The 16,718-nt window shown below is 63.4% G+C and carries 18 protein-coding genes, 3 tRNA genes and 1 rRNA gene; 16 read left to right on the top strand and 6 right to left on the bottom strand.

Going from position 1 to position 16,718, the window contains the following annotated elements; all coding sequences use genetic code 11:
• Positions 1 to 77: ribosomal RNA gene (gene rrf / locus F0A16_RS22340) — 5S ribosomal RNA — on the top strand; the annotation flags it as partial.
• Positions 78 to 452: 375 nt separating this feature from the next.
• On the opposite strand, the gene hisC is transcribed toward rrf, so the two are convergent.
• Positions 453 to 1,505, bottom strand: a complete 1,053-nt coding sequence (gene hisC / locus F0A16_RS21265) for a histidinol-phosphate transaminase (protein WP_149438028.1) — start codon at positions 1,503 to 1,505, stop codon at positions 453 to 455.
• Positions 1,506 to 1,983: 478 nt separating this feature from the next.
• On the opposite strand from hisC, the gene F0A16_RS21275 reads away from it, so the two are divergent.
• The 4 genes from F0A16_RS21275 (at position 1,984) to mnmH (ending at position 6,202) form a co-directional block, all read left to right on the top strand.
• Entirely contained in the window at positions 1,984 to 2,448 is a 465-nt protein-coding gene (locus F0A16_RS21275) for a copper resistance protein NlpE N-terminal domain-containing protein (protein ID WP_149438030.1), read from the top strand.
• Positions 2,449 to 2,556: 108 nt separating this feature from the next.
• Positions 2,557 to 3,936 carry a DNA repair protein RadA gene (gene radA, locus F0A16_RS21280; protein WP_149438032.1) on the top strand — a complete coding sequence of 460 codons (1,380 nt, stop codon included), beginning with the start codon at positions 2,557 to 2,559 and terminating at the stop codon, positions 3,934 to 3,936.
• A gap of 140 nt (positions 3,937 to 4,076) precedes the next feature.
• On the top strand, positions 4,077 to 5,117 hold the full coding sequence (gene selD / locus F0A16_RS21285; RefSeq protein WP_149438033.1) for a selenide, water dikinase SelD: 1,041 nt from the start codon (positions 4,077 to 4,079) through the stop codon (positions 5,115 to 5,117).
• A complete protein-coding gene (gene mnmH / locus F0A16_RS21290; RefSeq protein WP_149438035.1) occupies positions 5,114 to 6,202 on the top strand; it encodes a tRNA 2-selenouridine(34) synthase MnmH in 1,089 nt (362 codons plus the stop codon). The genes selD and mnmH overlap by 4 nt, the downstream gene beginning before the upstream one ends.
• A 22-nt stretch (positions 6,203 to 6,224) precedes the next feature.
• Here mnmH and F0A16_RS21295 read toward each other — a convergent pair whose 3' ends face one another.
• Complete coding sequence (locus F0A16_RS21295) at positions 6,225 to 6,896, bottom strand: type 1 glutamine amidotransferase (protein ID WP_149438037.1); 672 nt, start codon at positions 6,894 to 6,896, stop codon at positions 6,225 to 6,227.
• 59 nt (positions 6,897 to 6,955) lie between these two features.
• On the opposite strand from F0A16_RS21295, the gene F0A16_RS21300 reads away from it, so the two are divergent.
• The 3 genes from F0A16_RS21300 (at position 6,956) to F0A16_RS21310 (ending at position 8,736) form a co-directional block, all read left to right on the top strand.
• Positions 6,956 to 7,258 (top strand): MGMT family protein, encoded by a 303-nt coding sequence (locus F0A16_RS21300; protein ID WP_149438038.1) that lies wholly within the window; start codon positions 6,956 to 6,958, stop codon positions 7,256 to 7,258.
• Between the two features lie 10 nt (positions 7,259 to 7,268).
• On the top strand, positions 7,269 to 7,859 hold the full coding sequence (locus F0A16_RS21305; protein WP_149438040.1) for a YjaG family protein: 591 nt from the start codon (positions 7,269 to 7,271) through the stop codon (positions 7,857 to 7,859).
• Positions 7,860 to 7,959: 100 nt separating this feature from the next.
• Positions 7,960 to 8,736 carry a DUF3298 and DUF4163 domain-containing protein gene (locus tag F0A16_RS21310; protein WP_149438042.1) on the top strand — a complete coding sequence of 259 codons (777 nt, stop codon included), beginning with the start codon at positions 7,960 to 7,962 and terminating at the stop codon, positions 8,734 to 8,736.
• Positions 8,737 to 8,798: 62 nt separating this feature from the next.
• Here F0A16_RS21310 and hisF read toward each other — a convergent pair whose 3' ends face one another.
• The 4 genes from hisF to hisB all read right to left on the bottom strand — a co-directional run bounded on the left by hisF (position 8,799) and on the right by hisB (position 11,698).
• Complete coding sequence (hisF, locus tag F0A16_RS21315) at positions 8,799 to 9,572, bottom strand: imidazole glycerol phosphate synthase subunit HisF (protein ID WP_149438044.1); 774 nt, start codon at positions 9,570 to 9,572, stop codon at positions 8,799 to 8,801.
• On the bottom strand, positions 9,569 to 10,351 hold the full coding sequence (gene hisA, locus F0A16_RS21320) for a 1-(5-phosphoribosyl)-5-[(5-phosphoribosylamino)methylideneamino]imidazole-4-carboxamide isomerase (RefSeq protein WP_149438046.1): 783 nt from the start codon (positions 10,349 to 10,351) through the stop codon (positions 9,569 to 9,571). Before hisA ends, hisF begins: the two co-directional genes overlap by 4 nt.
• Before the next feature lie 71 nt (positions 10,352 to 10,422).
• Positions 10,423 to 11,064 (bottom strand): imidazole glycerol phosphate synthase subunit HisH, encoded by a 642-nt coding sequence (gene hisH, locus F0A16_RS21325; protein WP_149438048.1) that lies wholly within the window; start codon positions 11,062 to 11,064, stop codon positions 10,423 to 10,425.
• 40 nt (positions 11,065 to 11,104) lie between these two features.
• Complete coding sequence (hisB, locus tag F0A16_RS21330) at positions 11,105 to 11,698, bottom strand: imidazoleglycerol-phosphate dehydratase HisB (RefSeq protein WP_110708031.1); 594 nt, start codon at positions 11,696 to 11,698, stop codon at positions 11,105 to 11,107.
• Between the two features lie 154 nt (positions 11,699 to 11,852).
• On the opposite strand from hisB, the gene F0A16_RS22155 reads away from it, so the two are divergent.
• The 8 genes from F0A16_RS22155 to F0A16_RS21365 form a co-directional block, all read left to right on the top strand.
• The gene (locus tag F0A16_RS22155) at positions 11,853 to 11,981 is read left to right on the top strand and encodes a hypothetical protein (protein ID WP_275401769.1); all 129 of its coding nucleotides are present in this window, start codon (positions 11,853 to 11,855) and stop codon (positions 11,979 to 11,981) included.
• Positions 11,978 to 14,392, top strand: a complete 2,415-nt coding sequence (locus F0A16_RS21335) for an AsmA family protein (protein WP_149438050.1) — start codon at positions 11,978 to 11,980, stop codon at positions 14,390 to 14,392. Before F0A16_RS22155 ends, F0A16_RS21335 begins: the two co-directional genes overlap by 4 nt.
• A gap of 136 nt (positions 14,393 to 14,528) precedes the next feature.
• Positions 14,529 to 15,611, top strand: a complete 1,083-nt coding sequence (gene mutY, locus F0A16_RS21340) for an A/G-specific adenine glycosylase (RefSeq protein WP_239023924.1) — start codon at positions 14,529 to 14,531, stop codon at positions 15,609 to 15,611.
• A gap of 12 nt (positions 15,612 to 15,623) precedes the next feature.
• On the top strand, positions 15,624 to 15,896 hold the full coding sequence (locus F0A16_RS21345) for an oxidative damage protection protein (protein ID WP_149438053.1): 273 nt from the start codon (positions 15,624 to 15,626) through the stop codon (positions 15,894 to 15,896).
• A gap of 92 nt (positions 15,897 to 15,988) precedes the next feature.
• Positions 15,989 to 16,064: transfer RNA gene (locus tag F0A16_RS21350), tRNA-Phe, on the top strand.
• 7 nt (positions 16,065 to 16,071) lie between these two features.
• Positions 16,072 to 16,146 (top strand) — tRNA-Gln (locus tag F0A16_RS21355).
• 87 nt (positions 16,147 to 16,233) lie between these two features.
• A tRNA-Thr gene (locus F0A16_RS21360) sits at positions 16,234 to 16,309 on the top strand.
• Between the two features lie 92 nt (positions 16,310 to 16,401).
• Positions 16,402 to 16,718, top strand: a 317-nt coding sequence (locus tag F0A16_RS21365) for a ParA family protein (protein WP_149434545.1), incomplete at its 3' end; no start/stop codon positions are given.

Raw genomic sequence — 16,718 nt, forward strand, 5'->3', positions numbered from 1 at the left:
CCGAACTCAGCAGTGAAACCGCTTAGCGCCGATGGTAGTGTGGGGTCTCCCCATGTGAGAGTAGGTCATCGTCAGGCTTCTATCCCAACCCCCAGCTTCGTGAGAAGCTGGGGGTTTTTCTTTGCCGCGAAGAATAGTAGCGCGACCATTACTGACACCGATCTGTCTCAACCCTTCCAGCGCCGAGTGCCGGAGGGAAAGCTGTTCACGCCGAACGTCGTGGCGGAACGATTGCTTGTGGTGATGGGCGACCGCCGCCCTGATGAGAGCGGCAGTTTCTGGGGCTGGGATGGCAAGGCGGTGCCATTTTGATGACGTTCGCCTACGCTTTGTCTGAAAAATGCCCGCGCTCACCCATACGGCGTTAAAAATCGACTGGAGTGCCAGCCCGGTCCTTTTTTCGCCGATTTTCGCTTTGTCTGGCTATCGCTCGTCGATTTTTCAGACAGAGGTTAGAGAATGGCCTGTAGCGCTTCGACCAGGCTGCCCATTTCGTCATCGGTGCCGATCGAGATACGCAGGAAATCGCTGAGACCATCCTTGTTGAAATGGCGAACCAGAATGCCGCGCTCGCGCAGACCGCTGAACAGGCTGGCGCCACTGTGTCGAGGATGGCGCACGAACAGGAAGTTGGTCTGTGATGGCAGGACTTCGAACGCCATCGCCTCCAACTGCTGGCGTGTCCGCTCCCGGGTGGCAATGACCTGTTCGCAGCATGCCTTGAAATGTGACTCATCCTCGAGCGAAGCGATGGCGACTTCGCTGGCCAGCATGTCGATCGGGTAGGAGTTGAAGGAGTTTTTGACGCGCTCCAATCCTTCGATCAGTTCGCGCGAGCCGATGGCGTAGCCCACGCGCAAGCCGGCCAGGCTGCGTCCTTTCGACAGGGTTCCGGCGACCAGCAAATTGGGATAGTCCGCGATCAGCGGAACGACGCTCTCGCCGCCGAAATCGACATAAGCCTCGTCGACCAGTACCACGCTCTCGATGATGCGCTCCAGCAGCTGCGCGACAGCCTGACGCGGGTGCCCATGGCCGGTCGGCGCATTGGGGTTGGCGAACACCACACCACCATTATCGGCATCGAAGGCCTTCAGGGCGATCTGCCAGCGGTCGTCCAGAGCCACGGTACGGTAATGAATATCGTAGAGCTTGCAGTAGACCGGGTAGAAGCTGTAGCTGATGGCCGGCATCAGCAGTGGCTTCGGCTGACAGAAGAACGCCTGGAATGCCAGCGCCAGCACTTCGTCGGAACCATTGCCGACGAAGACCTGTTCCGGCTCGACGCCATGGGTCTTGGCCAAAGCCTCCCGCAGCGCCAGCGATTCGGGATCGGGGTAGCGACGAAGGTGGCCCACCGCGAACGCCTGCAGCACCTGCTCGATGGCCGGAGATGGCGGATAAGGGTTTTCGTTGGTATTCAGCTTGATCAGTCTTTCGCGCGGTTGCTCGCCCGGTACGTAGGGCGTCAGGGCGCGAACGGCGGGACTCCAGAATTGACTCATGATCTCTCGCGGGACGTTTTCTACGATGCTTGTTAAGCGTGGCGGGTCTACGCTCATAGTGACCTCTGGCCTGAAACGGCGCAAGCCGCGCCCACCGAATGTGAGTGGCAGGATTGATTAGTGCTCTAACTCGACGATGACAGTCAGGCTGCCAAGCGAGCCCGCTGGCTGCTGGAAGTCGTCGATGCCGTGAACGAGGTCATGGGAGCCGTGCGCGTCGGTGTACGCTTGTCGTCATTCGGCCTGTCGGTGAGGAATCCGAGGTGATGATGCGCTATCAACGAGTCGAATCCGGAGACTTTCTATGGTGGTGGCGCGGAAGGCTATACCGATTATCCAGTGATGGATTGAGCCGCTCCCACGTGGCAGCCTGATGCTCTCGGCTGAATGGGATGTCATGCACGAGACTTACCGCTATCCTGTAGACACGTGGCCGCCAAGGCGGCCTGTATGGCCCAGAAGTGTAAGGAGAACCAATATGCAGATCAGGACGTTGCTGGCCAGTGCCGCCACGGTAGCCGTACTGGCTGGTTGTGCCAGCGGTGGATCTCAGACTCAGTCCGGCACCGCCGAGTCCTCCGCCGGCATGTCGTCGAACGCCGTCACCTACGAAGGCACGTTGCCTTGCCGTAGCTGCGATGGCATCGACCTGACCGTCAATCTCAACGGTTCCGAATCCTCGCCGGCGTCACAGCGCACCTTTACGCTCGAAGCCGACTATGTGAATCACCCACAGAATCCGGATCCCGAGCAGTACGAAGGCCAGTGGGAAACGATGACGGGCACAGCGGTCGATCCGCAGGCCACGGTCTATGAGCTGACGCCGAATGGCGAAGGCCAGATCTACTATTTCCAGAAGATCGATGACCGCACGCTGGAACTGATCGATCCTCAGCGCCGTCGTTTCGAGAACGGCCAGATGTTGCGCCTGACTCGCCAGTAAGCATTACGCTGGCGATCGCAGAGGCGGCCATGGGCCGCCTCTCGTCGTTGTGGGCTGGACATTTGTGGCACCATACGCGTCTTGCGATCCTTGACGGAGACCCCACGCGTGGCAAAAGCGAAGAGCGCCTTCGTCTGCACCGAATGCGGTGCGGAGTACAGCAAATGGCAAGGGCAGTGCAGCAACTGCCGTGAATGGAACACGCTGACCGAGATTCGCCTCGGCAGTGCACGTCCTGGCGCATCGACTCCTGGTAGCAGCGGCGCTCGCGGCGGCTATGCGGGTACGCTGTCGCGGGAAGTCGTCGATCTATCCGGCGTCGATCTCACCGAGGTACCCCGTTTCAGCTCCACGTTCGAGGAGTTCGACCGGGTACTTGGCGGCGGGCTGGTGCCCGGCTCGGCGGTGCTGTTGGGTGGGCATCCCGGCGCCGGCAAGTCCACTCTGCTGCTGCAGACGGCCTGCCGGCTGGCCCAGACCAAGCGGGTGCTGTACGTCACCGGTGAAGAGTCCTTGTCTCAGGTAGCGATGCGGGCCCACCGCCTGCAGTTGCCGACCCAGGGGCTCAAGATGCTCGCCGAGACCAGTGTCGAGACGCTGTTGGCCGTGGCCGAGCGGGAGCGCCCCGAGGTGCTGATCATCGACTCAATTCAGACCATGCACCTGGAAGATATCGGCTCCGCGCCCGGTGGCGTAGCCCAGGTGAGGGAATCGGCGGCGGCACTCACGCGGTTCGCCAAGCAGAGCAATACCGTGCTGCTGCTGGTCGGTCATGTGACCAAGGATGGCTCGCTGGCTGGTCCCAAGGTGCTCGAACACATGATTGATGCCTCGCTGCTGCTCGAAGGTGGCAGCGACTCGCGCTTCCGCACGTTGCGCGGACAGAAGAATCGCTTCGGTGCGATCAACGAACTCGGCGTGTTCGCGATGGTCGAGCTCGGGCTCAAGGAGGTCAAGAACCCTAGCGCGATCTTCCTGTCGAGGGGCGAGGAGCTGGCCTCCGGCAGTCTGGTGATGGTGGTGTGGGAAGGCACCCGCCCGATTTTGGTCGAAGTGCAGGCGCTGCTCGACGAGTCGGCTCTGGGCAATCCGCGACGCGTGGCGGTGGGGCTTGACCACAATCGCTTGGCCATGCTGCTAGCCGTGCTGCACAAGCACGGCGGGCTGTTTACCGGCGATCAGGATGTCTTCCTTAATGTCGTCGGCGGGGTCAAGGTGCTGGAGACCAGCGCCGATCTGGCAGTGTTGCTGGCCGTGGTCTCCAGTCTCCAGAATCGGGCGCTGCCGCGGGAACTGGTGGTGTTTGGGGAGGTAGGTCTCTCCGGGGAGATCCGGCCGGTGCCGAGCGGCCAGGAGCGCATCGTCGAGGCCGCCAAGCATGGTTTCACGCGGGCCATCGTGCCGCGCGGAAACGCGCCCAAGAACGCGCCCGCCGGCATGCAGGTGGTGGCGGTCGACAAGCTGGCCGAGGCGCTGGAAGCGCTGTGAGCGGACGGGTTTTGTCAGAGCCGCTGCAGCCAAAGCAGTCGACAGGGTGCGATCCGGCCGTCGGCGCTGAGTCGCGTCGCCGGGTCGGTTAAACTGATTGCCAGGATCGATATCTCCAGGAACGGGACGAGGAGCCAGAGATGAGTGCCATTCGCCTGACGCAATACAGCCACGGGGCAGGCTGTGGCTGCAAGATCGCCCCTGACGTGCTCGACCGTATTCTCGCCAAGGCGGGGCCGGGCGCCAACAGCAAGAATCTGATCGTCGGTAACCAGGGACGCGAAGATGCTGCAGTCTACGATCTCGGTGACGGTCGCGGGCTGATCTCCACCACTGATTTCTTCATGCCGATCGTTGACGATCCGTTCGATTTCGGCCGCATTGCGGCGACCAACGCCATCAGCGACGTCTACGCCATGGGTGGTACGCCGATCATGGCGCTGGGTATCCTCGGCTGGCCACTGGACAAGCTGCCAGCGGAAATTGCCGGTGACGTCATGTCGGGCGCCCAGGCCGTCTGCCGTGAACTGGGCGTCGCCTTGGCGGGCGGTCACTCCATCGATGCGCCGGAGCCGATCTTCGGGCTCTCGGTCAACGGCCTGGTCGATCTCGACAACCTCAAGCTCAACAGCGGTGCCAAGCCTGGCGATCTGCTGTATCTGACCAAGCCGCTGGGCGTCGGGCTGCTGACGACGGCCGAGAAGCAGGGCAGGCTGCAGGCCGGGCATCACGGTCTGGCACGCGAGACCATGCTGGTCGCCAACGACATCGGCAAGGAATTGGCCAGAATCCAGGGTGTACATGCCATGACCGATGTCACCGGCTTCGGTCTGGCGGGCCACCTGAGCGAGGTGTGTGCGGCCAGCGGCGTCGAGGCGCGAATCGATTTCGCCAAGCTGCCGAGGCTTGCCGAAGCCGAGGCCTACCGGCGCCAGGGCGCGGTGCCTGGCGGTACGGGGCGCAACCGGGAGGCGATCGGCGAAGCGCTGCCGGACATGGATGCCGCCCATTGGCAATGGCTGTGCGATCCGCAGACCTCCGGGGGGTTGCTGGTGGCCGTGGATCCGGCCTGGGCCGACGATGTCGAACGGATCGGGCGCCAGCACCAGCTCAAGCTGGAGGCCTTCGGCGAGTGCGTCACGCCTCGCGGCGGTGCTGGACTGATCGAGGTGCGCGGTTGAAGGGCAATGAATTCGTCGAGGCGGACCTTGCGCTGCTGGAGCGGCCTCTGATCGATGTGCGCGCGCCGATCGAGTTCTCGGCCGGCGCCTTGCCCGGTGCGATCAACCTGCCGCTGATGAACGACGACGAGCGCCGCGAAGTCGGGATTCGTTACAAGCACGCCGGTCAGGCCTCGGCGATGGAGCTGGGCAGCCACCTGGTATCGGGCGACCGTCGCGAATCGTGTCTTGCCGCCTGGGAGCAGGCGATCGCATCGGCGCCGGATAGCGTGATCTACTGTTTTCGTGGCGGCATGCGTTCGAAGATTTCGCAGCGATGGCTGGCCGAGCGAGGCCACCCGCTGCCGCGAATTCGCGGTGGTTGGAAGGCGATGCGCAGTCGGCTGATCGAGACGCTGGAGGTCCATAGCCAGGCTCCTCTGCTGCTGATCGCCGGTCTGACCGGCTGCGCCAAGACGGCACTGATCAACGCGCTCGGCTCGGGTGTCGATCTGGAAGGTCATGCACGTCACAAGGGCTCGGCCTTCGGCCAGCATCCGCTGGCCGGCCCCTCGCAGATCGATTTCGAACACGGTCTGACGCTGGATCTAATGCGGCTGCCGCAGGCTCGCGTGGTCGAGGACGAGTCGCAGCGCATCGGGCGCCTGGCGATACCGGCAACCTTCTGGCAGTCGATGAAGGCCGCGCCGTGCATTCGCGTGGAGATGCCGCTGGAGTGGCGCCTCGAACAGATCCGCAAGGATTACATTCAGGACCTCAGCGCGATCTATCATCGCCACTATGGCCCGCAACTGGGCGAGGTGCTGTTTCGCAAGCAGCTGTCCGGTGCGTTGAAGCGTCTCGGCAAACGCCTGGGTGGCGAGCGGCTGGCGCGATTGATCGAGGCGCAACAGCGGGCATTCGCGGCGCAGCGTCTCGGCAACGTGCAGGCGCACGATGATTGGCTGGCCCCACTGCTACGGGAATACTACGACCCGATGTATCGCCATCAGATCGAGCACCAGCCCCGGCCGACCCTGCACGTCGGGGACTGGGACAGCTGCCTGGCGGTCGCCCGGCAGTGGGAGCGTCAGCACGTGGTCTAGTGCGGCCATCTTCGTTTCGAAGCTAGCGGCCGTCGGGCCACTGGGTCATGACTCGGTCCAGCAGCGCCGCTTGCCGATCGAAGCGTTTCGGCTCGCGGAGAATCTCGTCACGGCTCTGCACGTAACGACCGGTAGAGGTTGCCGGCAGGTCGTGATCGCACAGCTCCGCCGTGGCCTGTGCCGTCAAGTGCAGATGACACTGCAGCGCGATGACGCGGCCCGCATCCCAGGCGAACCCCTGGACCGGGCCGCCCGGAGTGCTGCCCAGCGGCAGGCAGCCATCTGGCAGGCCGAAAATGTCGCGATGCCAGAGCAGCACTTCGAAGGTTTCCGGCAGATCGAAGGGGCTGTCGTCGGCCAGGGTCAGCGGCTGCCAGCCGATTTCCGGCTGCACCGCGGGCGACACGATGGCGCCGAGCGCCTCGGCGATCAGGCCGGCGCCGAAGCCGATACCAAGCACCGGCTTGTTGCTCTTCAGGGCGCGATCCACCAGCTTGCGTTCACGCTTGAGCAGCGTCGTATCAGGAGGCGAGAACGCATCGAGTAGCACGAGTGCATCGCAGTTGGCCAACGGCGGCGGTAGTTCTCCTTCGTCGAGTCGGCTGTGGTTGTAGCTGTGGCCCAGGCCAGTGAGCCAGTCCGCCATGCGGGCTGGGCCGAACAACGGACTATGCTGGAGAAAATAGATATGCATGATGCGCCTATGATGGGGTCGACCGGGCGACGCCACAAGCGGGAAGTGAGCATTTAACCATGGCCATCCGTGCCCAAATCCTCGAACAGATCTACACCATCGTGGCGCGGATCCCTCCGGGTCGCGTCACTACCTATGGCCGGATCGCCCGGATGACGGAGGGCGCCACGGCACGCATGGTCGGCACGGCAATGCGGCAGTTGCCGACCGGGCACGACCTGCCCTGGTACCGGGTGATTGGCGCCAGCCGCCGAATTGCGGACCATGGCGGTGCCCAGCGACAGCACGAGAAACTGCGCGCCGAGGGGGTCGTCTTCGACGCCAGCGGCCGCGTACCCATGCACTTGATGTGGCCAGAATGATGGAGAGTTCATGACTAAGCCCGCGGGTAGCTTCAACGCCAGATTGCGCCAGCTCGGCGCGCGCCAGCAGATCGCGTTCATGGCCGCCTTGAGCGAGCGTTTGGTGCCCAACTACGTGCTTTACGTTGGCATGAGCGGCCAGGGCAACCCTAGCGTGCTCCATAACGTGCTGGATCTGGTGTGGGAGCGGCTCAAGATCGCTGCGGCGAAGATCGATTTCGACAAGCAGGCCGAGAAGCTTGCCGAGGTCGAGCCACCGGAGACCGATGACAGCTTCGGTGCGCGGCGGGCGACGGAGACGGTCATGGCACTGACCACGCTGCTCGATACCCTGCGCGGCGAGGCACCGGAAGCGACGTTGGAGGTGAGTCGCGTTTCGCGCAACGGCGTACGTGCCTATATCGAGATGACTGAGGGCAGCGAGGACGCCGAACGTCTCGATGCGTTGTTTCGTGAGCATCAGCTGATGCAGGACGAGCGCGATTTTCAGGACGCGGTACTCGAAGCGCTCGAGGCCGACCCCAGGCTCGAGGACCTCTCGGCATTGCGCGCGCTCGGTCGCAATCAGGGAGTCAGCAACCTTGGCCTGAGTCTCGACTGATCCGCTACCGGTTGTGGATAAACCGACTACGCTGAGGCGTGTGGATAACGCTGACGACCACTCAGCGCCTCGGACCAACGAACGTTCATGGAGGAACATCATGCAGAAGCGCTGGTTGATTGGCGGTCTGACATTGGCGGCCGTCGTGCTGTCGGGCTGCCAGAGCCTGACCGGATGGAGCGGTGACGCGCTGCGAACCGAGACGGTGGTAAAGAGCGCCCACGAGCCCGGTTGCGAGAAAGACAACTGCGCCAACGTCAATGCGGCCTACTTGAGTTTCCCCGAGTCACCGCGGTTGTCCGCCGAACTCGAGCGACGGTTGTTCGGGCTGGCAAGTGGGCTCAGCGATAGCCCCGACGGCAACGCCATGGGGCAAGCCACCTCGTTCGATGCCTTTGCTGACCAGGTCTTCGCGGCTTCGCGCAGCGCTCGCGAGGATGTGCCGCAACTGCCGGGCTACGAGGCCGATCTCAAGGCCGACGTGGTGGCGGATCACGACGATCTGCTGGTAATCGAACTGGACGGCTATCTATACAGTGGTGGTGCTCACGGCCTGCCGTTGACCTCCTACATGGTGATCGAGCGCGACACGCAGCAGATCGTCGATCTCGACGACATGCTGCAGCCGGGGAAGCGACCGGCCTACGAAGCGGCGCTGGAGCGGGCCCACCAGCGCTGGCTGGAGACCGATCAGGCTAACGGACTGTCCGAATCCCAGTGGCCGTTCATCGTCTCCGACAATGTCGCCCCGCTGGCGGATGCCGTCGCGGTCAAGTATCAGGTCTACGATCTGGCGCCCTATGCCGTCGGCCAGCCGGTGCTGACCATCCCCTACGGTGATCTCGAAGGTATCTTCCGGCCACGCTACCTGCCTTGAGAGCGCCCGTTGATGGCGCTGTTCGTCGATCCGCTCTCGCCTCCGGCGCAGGCCCACAGCGCTTAGAGCCGCATTTCGATCCCGTGCTCGGCCATGTAGCGCTTGGCGTCGGGAATAGTGTATTCACCGAAGTGGAAGATGCTGGCGGCGAGTACCGCATCGGCGCCGCCTTCCTTCACCCCGGCAACCAGGTGATCGAGGTTGCCGACGCCGCCGGAGGCGATCACCGGTACCTCGACCGCATCGCTGATCGCACGGGTCATTCCGAGATCGAAACCGACCTTGGTGCCATCGCGATCCATGCTGGTGAGCAGCAGTTCGCCGGCACCGTGTTCGACCATCTTGCACGCCCACTCGACGGCATCCAGTCCGGTGGGCCGGCGGCCGCCATGAGTGAAAATCTCCCAGCGCGGCGTCTCGCCCTCGGCGCTGACCCGCTTGGCGTCGATCGCCACCACGATGCACTGGCTGCCGAAGCGCTCAGCGGCCTCGCGCACGAAATCCGGATTGGTGACGGCGGCGGTATTGATCGAGACCTTGTCCGCCCCGGCGTTGAGCATGGTACGGATATCCTCGCAGCGACGAATGCCGCCCCCGACGGTGAGCGGGATGAACACCTCGCCGGCAATGCGCTCGACCATCTCGACGGTGGTGTCGCGGTCTTCGTGGCTGGCGGTGATGTCGAGAAAGGTGATCTCGTCAGCGCCCTGCTGGTTGTAACGCTTGGCGATCTCCACCGGGTCGCCCGCATCGCGAATACCGACGAAATTGACACCCTTGACCACGCGGCCGGCGTCGACGTCGAGGCACGGAATGATGCGCTTGGCCAATGTCATGAGCGGGCTCCTTCGGTATCGATCCGATCGCCCCGAATCGAATCACCCTGAATCGAATCGCTCAGCGCCTGGGCCTCGGCGACATCGAGTGAGCCTTCGTAGATGGCACGGCCGGTGATGGCGCCGATGATGCCGCTGTCGGCGACCTTGGCCAGCGCGCGGATGTCTTCCAGATCGGTCACCCCGCCGGAGGCGATCACCGGCAGGCCGCCGTCGCGGGCGAGTTGAGCGGTGGCTTCGACGTTGACGCCTTGCATCATCCCGTCGCGGGCGATGTCGGTGTAGACGATCGAGGAGACGCCGTCATCTCGAAAGCGCCTGGCCAGGTCCACTGCCTTGACCGTCGAGACTTCCGCCCAGCCATCGGTCGCGACGAAGCCGTCGCGGGCGTCCAGGCCGACGATCACATGGCCGGGGAAGCGACGACACATCTCGCCGACGAAGTCCGGCTCCTTGACCGCCTTGGTGCCGATGATCACGTAGCTGACGCCGGCGGCGAGATAGTGCTCGATGGTCTTGGCACTGCGAATGCCGCCGCCGATCTGGATCGGCAGGTCCGGATAGGCGCGGGCAATCGCCGTGACGGCTTCACCGTTGACCGGCTTGCCCTCGAAGGCGCCGTTGAGATCGACCAGATGGAGCCGCCGGGCGCCGGCGTCGACCCAGCGTGCGGCCATCGCCACCGGGTCGTCGCCGTAGGACGTGGCATCGTTCATGCGGCCCTGCTTGAGCCGCACGCACTGGCCGTCCTTGAGATCGATGGCGGGAATTACCAGCATGGTTTCGAGTCCTTTGAGTCAGTCAGGTGCCGTCTGAAAAGCCGGCGAGGCAGCCACTTCCCGGATCGTGCCTAGGGCGCCCAGTTGACGAAATTTTCCAGCAGTTGCAGGCCATCCCTGGCGCTCTTTTCCGGGTGGAACTGCACCGCGAACACGGTGCCACGGCCGGTGACCACGTGGGCGTCGGCGCCAGCGTAATCGGTCTTGCCGAAGATATCGGCATCTTCCAAGGCTTCGACGTAATAGCTGTGCACGAAGTAGAATCTCGCGCCGTCTTCGATGCCGTTCCACAGCGGATGCGCGTGGTGCTGCGTCACCCGGTTCCAGCCCATGTGGGGCACCTTGAGGCGCTCGCCCTCGGGGCTGACCAGTTTGTGGCCGAAGTGACGGACCCCACCGGGGAGGAAGCCGAGGCAATCGATGCCGCCGTTCTCCTCGCTGCGCTCGAACAGCATCTGCTGACCGACGCAGATACCGAGCAGCGGTTTGGCCTGCTCCTCGAGCAGATCCTTGACCAACCCCTCGAGCTCGGTGCGCTGGAGTTCGCCCATGCAGTCGCGGATCGCCCCCTGGCCGGGCAGCACCAGCCGCGAAGCGCCGCGAATCGAGCGCGGATCGCGGGTCACCATGACGTTTTCATGGGTGACGTGCTCGAGCGCCTTGGCCACGGAGTGCAGATTGCCCATCCCGTAATCGATCACGGCGATCGTCATTGCGGTTTCCTCGCTGAGTCGGTGATGGCGCCGGCCGGTATCAAAGGCTGCCTTTGGTCGACGGCATCTGGCCGGCCATGCGCGGGTCCTGCTCGACAGCCGCTCGCAGTGCGCGACCGAACGCCTTGAAGATGGTCTCCGCCTGATGGTGCGCGTTGAAACCCTTCAGGTTGTCGATGTGGAGGGTGACCTGGGCATGGTTGACGAAGCCCTGGAAGAATTCCCAGAACAGTTGGGTATCGAGTCGGCCGATGGTCGCGCGAGTGAACTCGACATCCATGAATAGCCCGGACCGTCCCGAGAAATCGATCACCACGCGGGACAGCGCCTCGTCGAGCGGTACGTAGGCGTGGCCGTAGCGACGAATGCCGCGCTTGTCCCCGATCGCCTGGGCGAATGCCTGGCCCAGGGTGATGCCGAGATCCTCGACGGTGTGGTGCTCGTCGATCTCGAGGTCGCCCTGGGCATCTATCGTCAGGTCGAGCATGCCGTGGCGGGCCACCTGGTCCAGCATGTGGTCTAGGAAGGGAACCCCGGTCCGGCAATCGAGACGGCCGCTGCCGTCCAGATTCACCGTGACCGTGATCTGCGTCTCGTTGGTGTCGCGCGACACCGTGGCGATGCGCTCGGACATGCGGGGGAAATCTCCCGGTACGGTTGACGAGAATCGGCCATTATAGTGAATCGGGCCCCGCATCCGCTACAATGACGGTGTTTATCGAGCGGCTGTCATTCGGCCGTTCTTCACCGCAGTCAAGTCGTTCCGCCGACAGGGAGACACCGGGGGCATGCCGGAAGCCGCACAGCAGGTCGAGTCACATCATCGAGTCACGCTCCGCCGCATCGAGCTCGAGTGGCGCATCGGCTCCAGCGAACGAGGGCCTACCTACGTCAGGGTACAGGGAGGATTCGAATGAAGGGGCTGGTCAGAGCGCTGTTGGCGGCGATCGGTGTCTTGGGGATTCTGGTCGTCGTGGCCGTGGTCTATATCACCACGTTCTTCGATCCGAACGATCTCAAGCCGCGTCTGATCGAGGCGGTCCGCAGCCAAAGCGGGCTCGAGTTGCGCCTCGACGGCCCATTGTCGTGGTCCTTCTATCCGCGCATCGGCGTCAGCGTCAAGGACGCCGAAGCCTGGCTCCCCGCGCAATCCCAGCAAGAAGCCCCCTTCGTCGGCTTCGACAGTGCCGAAGTGAGCGTGGCATTCACGCCATTGCTGACCGGAGACGTGTCGGTCGATGGCCTGATTCTCGATGGCATGCGGCTCAATCTGGCCCGCGACGCGCAGGGCCAGGGCAACTGGCAGGTACTGTTGGATCGCCTGGCCGGCAACGATAACGCTAGCCAGTCCTCGCCAAGCGCGGGCGGGACGCCGTCGCAGAATACCGCACGGTCGGAGCAGCCGGCCCAGCCCGAGAAAAAAGGCCCCGGCCTGAAGCCGGGCGACGATCAGGCCGTGGCGTTCGATATCGCCAGCGTCAAGGTGGCCAACAGCCAGGTGAACTACGTCGACCGGCAGAAATCGCTGGATGTCACGCTGGCCAACCTCAGCCTGCAGAGCAGCAACGTCAGCCCGCAGTCGTCGTTCCCGGTCCAGCTGTCGTTCGATGTCGACGGGCGCCAGCCGGACATCGACGGCAACCTCCAGTTCAAGAGCCAGATGCGCATGGATCTCGGCGCCGGACGCTACACCTTCGGGAACGTGACGCTCAACGGCAAGGCGCAGTTGCCGGCGCTGGCTGAGCAGGCGCAGTCGCTCAACCTGAAGGTCGCCACGCTGGTCGCAGACACCCAGGCCAAGCAGTATCGGGCCGACGGAATCGAATTGGGCGCTTCGCTCTACCACACGGCCATGCAGGAAACGCCGCTATCGCTGGATCTGCGCGCCAATGCCGTGACCGACCTGGAGGCCCGCACCGCCACGCTCGGCGATGTCGTCCTGAGCGGAGACGATGGGTTGAACCTGAAAGGCAACCTGGAAGTCACGCAACTGGACGACGCGCCTCGATACCGGGGGCGGCTGGAACTCGCGCCGCTGTCGGTTCGGGACTGGCTGACGCGCTTCGGTATCGACGTGAACAGCGCCGACGACAAGGCGCTTACCGCGCTCTCGTTGAGCGGGCCTTTCACCGGCAGCGCCCAGCGTATCGATTTCGACAACTTGCAGCTGACGCTGGACGACACCACGTTCCAGGGCTCGCTGGGGGGCGCCTTCGACGGCCGGGAGCTGGACTTCGATCTGGCGGGTGACCAGCTCGACCTGGATCGCTACCTGGCCCCCCGGACCCAGAGCGCGGATGGGACGCAGAGCGGTGATGGCAAGGACACGGCCTGGCTGTCTGCGCTCGGTGTCCAGCCGGCGCTCGCCGCGGCCGAAGGTGCCGAACTGCTGCCGGTCGATTGGCTGGCCGACCTCAAGCAGGAAGGGCACTTGACGCTCGATTCGCTCAAGGCCAAGGGCATTCAGATGGGGGATGTCGAATTGACCACCAGCGGCAGTGGCGGTCGCCAGCGCATCGACTCGCTCGATGCCTCGCTCTACGGCGGCTCGCTGAAGGCCTCGAGCGCGCTTGATCTTCGCCAACCGCCGCTGAAGCTGTCCTTCACCGAGCGCATGAATGGCGTCGACATCGCGCCGCTCTACCAGGACTTCAGCGGTAAGGACTCTCCGCTGCGCGGCAAGCTCAACCTGCAGGGGGATTTCGATTCGCGTACCAATACCGCCGAAGGACTCAAGCAGAATCTCGATGGCCAGGCGGCGCTGCGGATCGACGACGGCGCCATGCTCGACGTCAACGTATCGCGTCAGCTGTGCAGCGCGGTAGCGACCCTGGAAGGGCGTGAGTCGACCCGCGAATGGAGCGAGGACACCGCCTTCGATCGGCTGCAGGCCAGCGTGAAAGTCGACAATGGCGTGGCCCACAACGACGATCTGGATATCGCCATTCCCGGCATCGCGGTGACCGGCAAGGGCGATGTCAACCTGGTGACCAACCGTTTCGACTACCGTGCGGCGGCACGCTTTACCGACACCGCCGACAAGGCTGCCTGCGGTGTCAATCCGCGACTGGCCAAGATCGACTTCCCGATTCGCTGTCAGGGCAGCCTGAGCGACGCACCCGGGCAGTGGTGTGGATTCGATCGCGAAGCGTTTCAGGATTCGCTGGCGAATCTCGCCACGGACGAGGCCAAACGCAAGGCTGGCGAGCGTATCGACAAAGAGCTGAACAAGCAGCTGGATGAAGAGACCCGTCAGAAGATCGACGACAAACTGGGGGAAGGCGCATCCGAGAAACTCGGCAACAAGCTCCGCGATCTGTTCAAGTGAGCCGGGCCGGTAGCCGGTTCCTTGCGCCGACACGATGTCGGCGCCCTCTTGCCAAGCCGGCCAACGGCGCTCTGATTTTCCGGATCGATTCACCATCAATGTTAAACTCGATTCCACCACTCTGGAGAGGTGCGGTTTGGCGGGAATAGCTCTATCGGCCGAGGCCTTTCGCGAGCGAGTATTCGGCTGGTTCGACGCGCACGGTCGCAAGTCGCTGCCGTGGCAGCACGACAAGACGCCCTACCGGGTCTGGGTGTCGGAGATCATGCTGCAGCAGACCCAGGTCACTACCGTCATCCCCTACTTCGAACGTTTCATGGCGCGCTTCCCCGATGTCCGGACGCTGGCGGATGCGCCCCAGGACGACGTGCTGCATCTGTGGACCGGGCTTGGCTACTACGCCCGCGCCCGTAATCTGCACAAGGCTGCCCGGGTCGTCGTCGACGATCACGATGGCGAGTTCCCGACCCACGATTTCGAGGCGATGACGGCGCTGCCGGGGATCGGTCGTTCCACGGCCGGCGCCATCGTCAGCATCAGCACCGGCCAGCGTGCCGCGATCCTCGACGGCAATGTCAAGCGCGTGCTGGCCCGCCTGCACGCGGTGGAGGGCTGGCCGGGCAGGAGCGACGTGCTGGCGAGGCTGTGGGAGCTGGCGGAGCGCTATACACCGGAACGCCGGCTGCCGGAATACACCCAGGCGATGATGGATCTTGGCGCCATGATCTGCACACGCGGGAAGCCGAGCTGCCTGCTGTGCCCATTCGAGGATGTCTGCGTGGCCCACGAACAGGGCGACGAGAGCCGCTATCCCGGCTCCAAGCCCAAACGCGAGTTGCCGACGCGGCGGACGCAGATGTTACTGTTGCAGGATGACACGGGACGGGTGCTGCTCGAGCAACGTCCGCCCAGCGGCCTGTGGGGCGGCCTGTGGGGCTTTCCCCAGTTCGATGGCGACAGTGAACTGCATGACTGGCTGGAGCGGCGCTATCGAGGCTCTCACCTCGGCACTGCCTGGCAGCCGTTCATACACTCGTTCACCCACTTTCGCCTGGAGATCACGCCGAGACCGGCTCGACTACCGGGTCGCCGGGCCGCTACCGTGGCCGAACCGAACCAGCAGTGGGTCGATCCCGCCGCACCGGCGAATGTCGGGTTGGCGGCGCCGGTCAAGACCCTGTTGGCCACGTTGGCCCAGGCGCATGCACTTATCGACTGAGAGGAGGCTTTCATGGCGCAGACGGTATTCTGCCGCAAGTACCAGCAAGAACTCGAAGCTCTGGCATTCCCGCCGCTGCCCGGTACCAAGGGCCAGGAAATTCAGCAAACGGTCTCCAAGCGTGCCTGGGAGGAGTGGCAGGCACTGCAGACGCGGCTGATCAACGAGAAGCATCTCAATATGCTGGACCCGCAAGCGCGGGAGTACCTGACGACGCAGATGAATCGGTTCTTCGACAATCAGGAAACCGATCACGCCGAGGGCTACGTACCGCCTGGCCAGTGATTTTTCAGTAGGGTGAAAGGAACTCATCTTTTTGAAATAAAAAGGCTTGACCCCCAAACGGCATGCTGGTTAAATGCGTCCCCGTTGGCGAGGGCCAGATAGCTCAGTTGGTAGAGCAGGGGATTGAAAATCCCCGTGTCGGCGGTTCGATTCCGTCTCTGGCCACCATCAATGCTGGGGTATCGCCAAGTGGTAAGGCACCGGTTTTTGGTATCGGCATGCGCAGGTTCGAATCCTGCTACCCCAGCCATCGCTGACGTCTCTATGCTCGCCGACATAGCTCAGTTGGTAGAGCAACTGACTTGTAATCAGTGTCGACGACACCAAAGTCAATTTTGCTGGTATAGCTCAGTCGGTAGAGCAGCTGACTTGTAATCAGCAGGTCCCGGGTTCGACTCCTGGTGCCAGCACCAGTTGACCACAAGTCTCCTCCGTTTGTCGTTACCCTATCGCTAATGAACGCACTGCACTCGCTCCATTCACAGGCTGGACGAGGTGCGGGTAAATGCGTGTTCTTGCAACGGTTTGTTCCAAAGGCGGCGTCGGTAAGACCACCGTCACGGCCAATCTAGGCGGCCTGCTGGCCGATGCCGGGTTCCGGGTACTGCTTATCGACCTGGACTCCCAGCCAACCCTCTCTTCCTACTACGACATCACGGATACGGCACCGGGTGGGGCCTACGAGCTGCTCGCCACCGACCTGGTCGATCTCGACCAGATCATCTCTCGTACCGCGATCTCCAACCTCGATATCATTGTATCGAACGACCACCAGAGTCAGTTGCAGCAATTGCTGCTCAACGCCCCCAATGGTCGCTTCCG

The organism is Salinicola corii (assembly GCF_008298015.1).
In the GTDB taxonomy this organism is placed as follows: domain Bacteria; phylum Pseudomonadota; class Gammaproteobacteria; order Pseudomonadales; family Halomonadaceae; genus Salinicola; species Salinicola corii.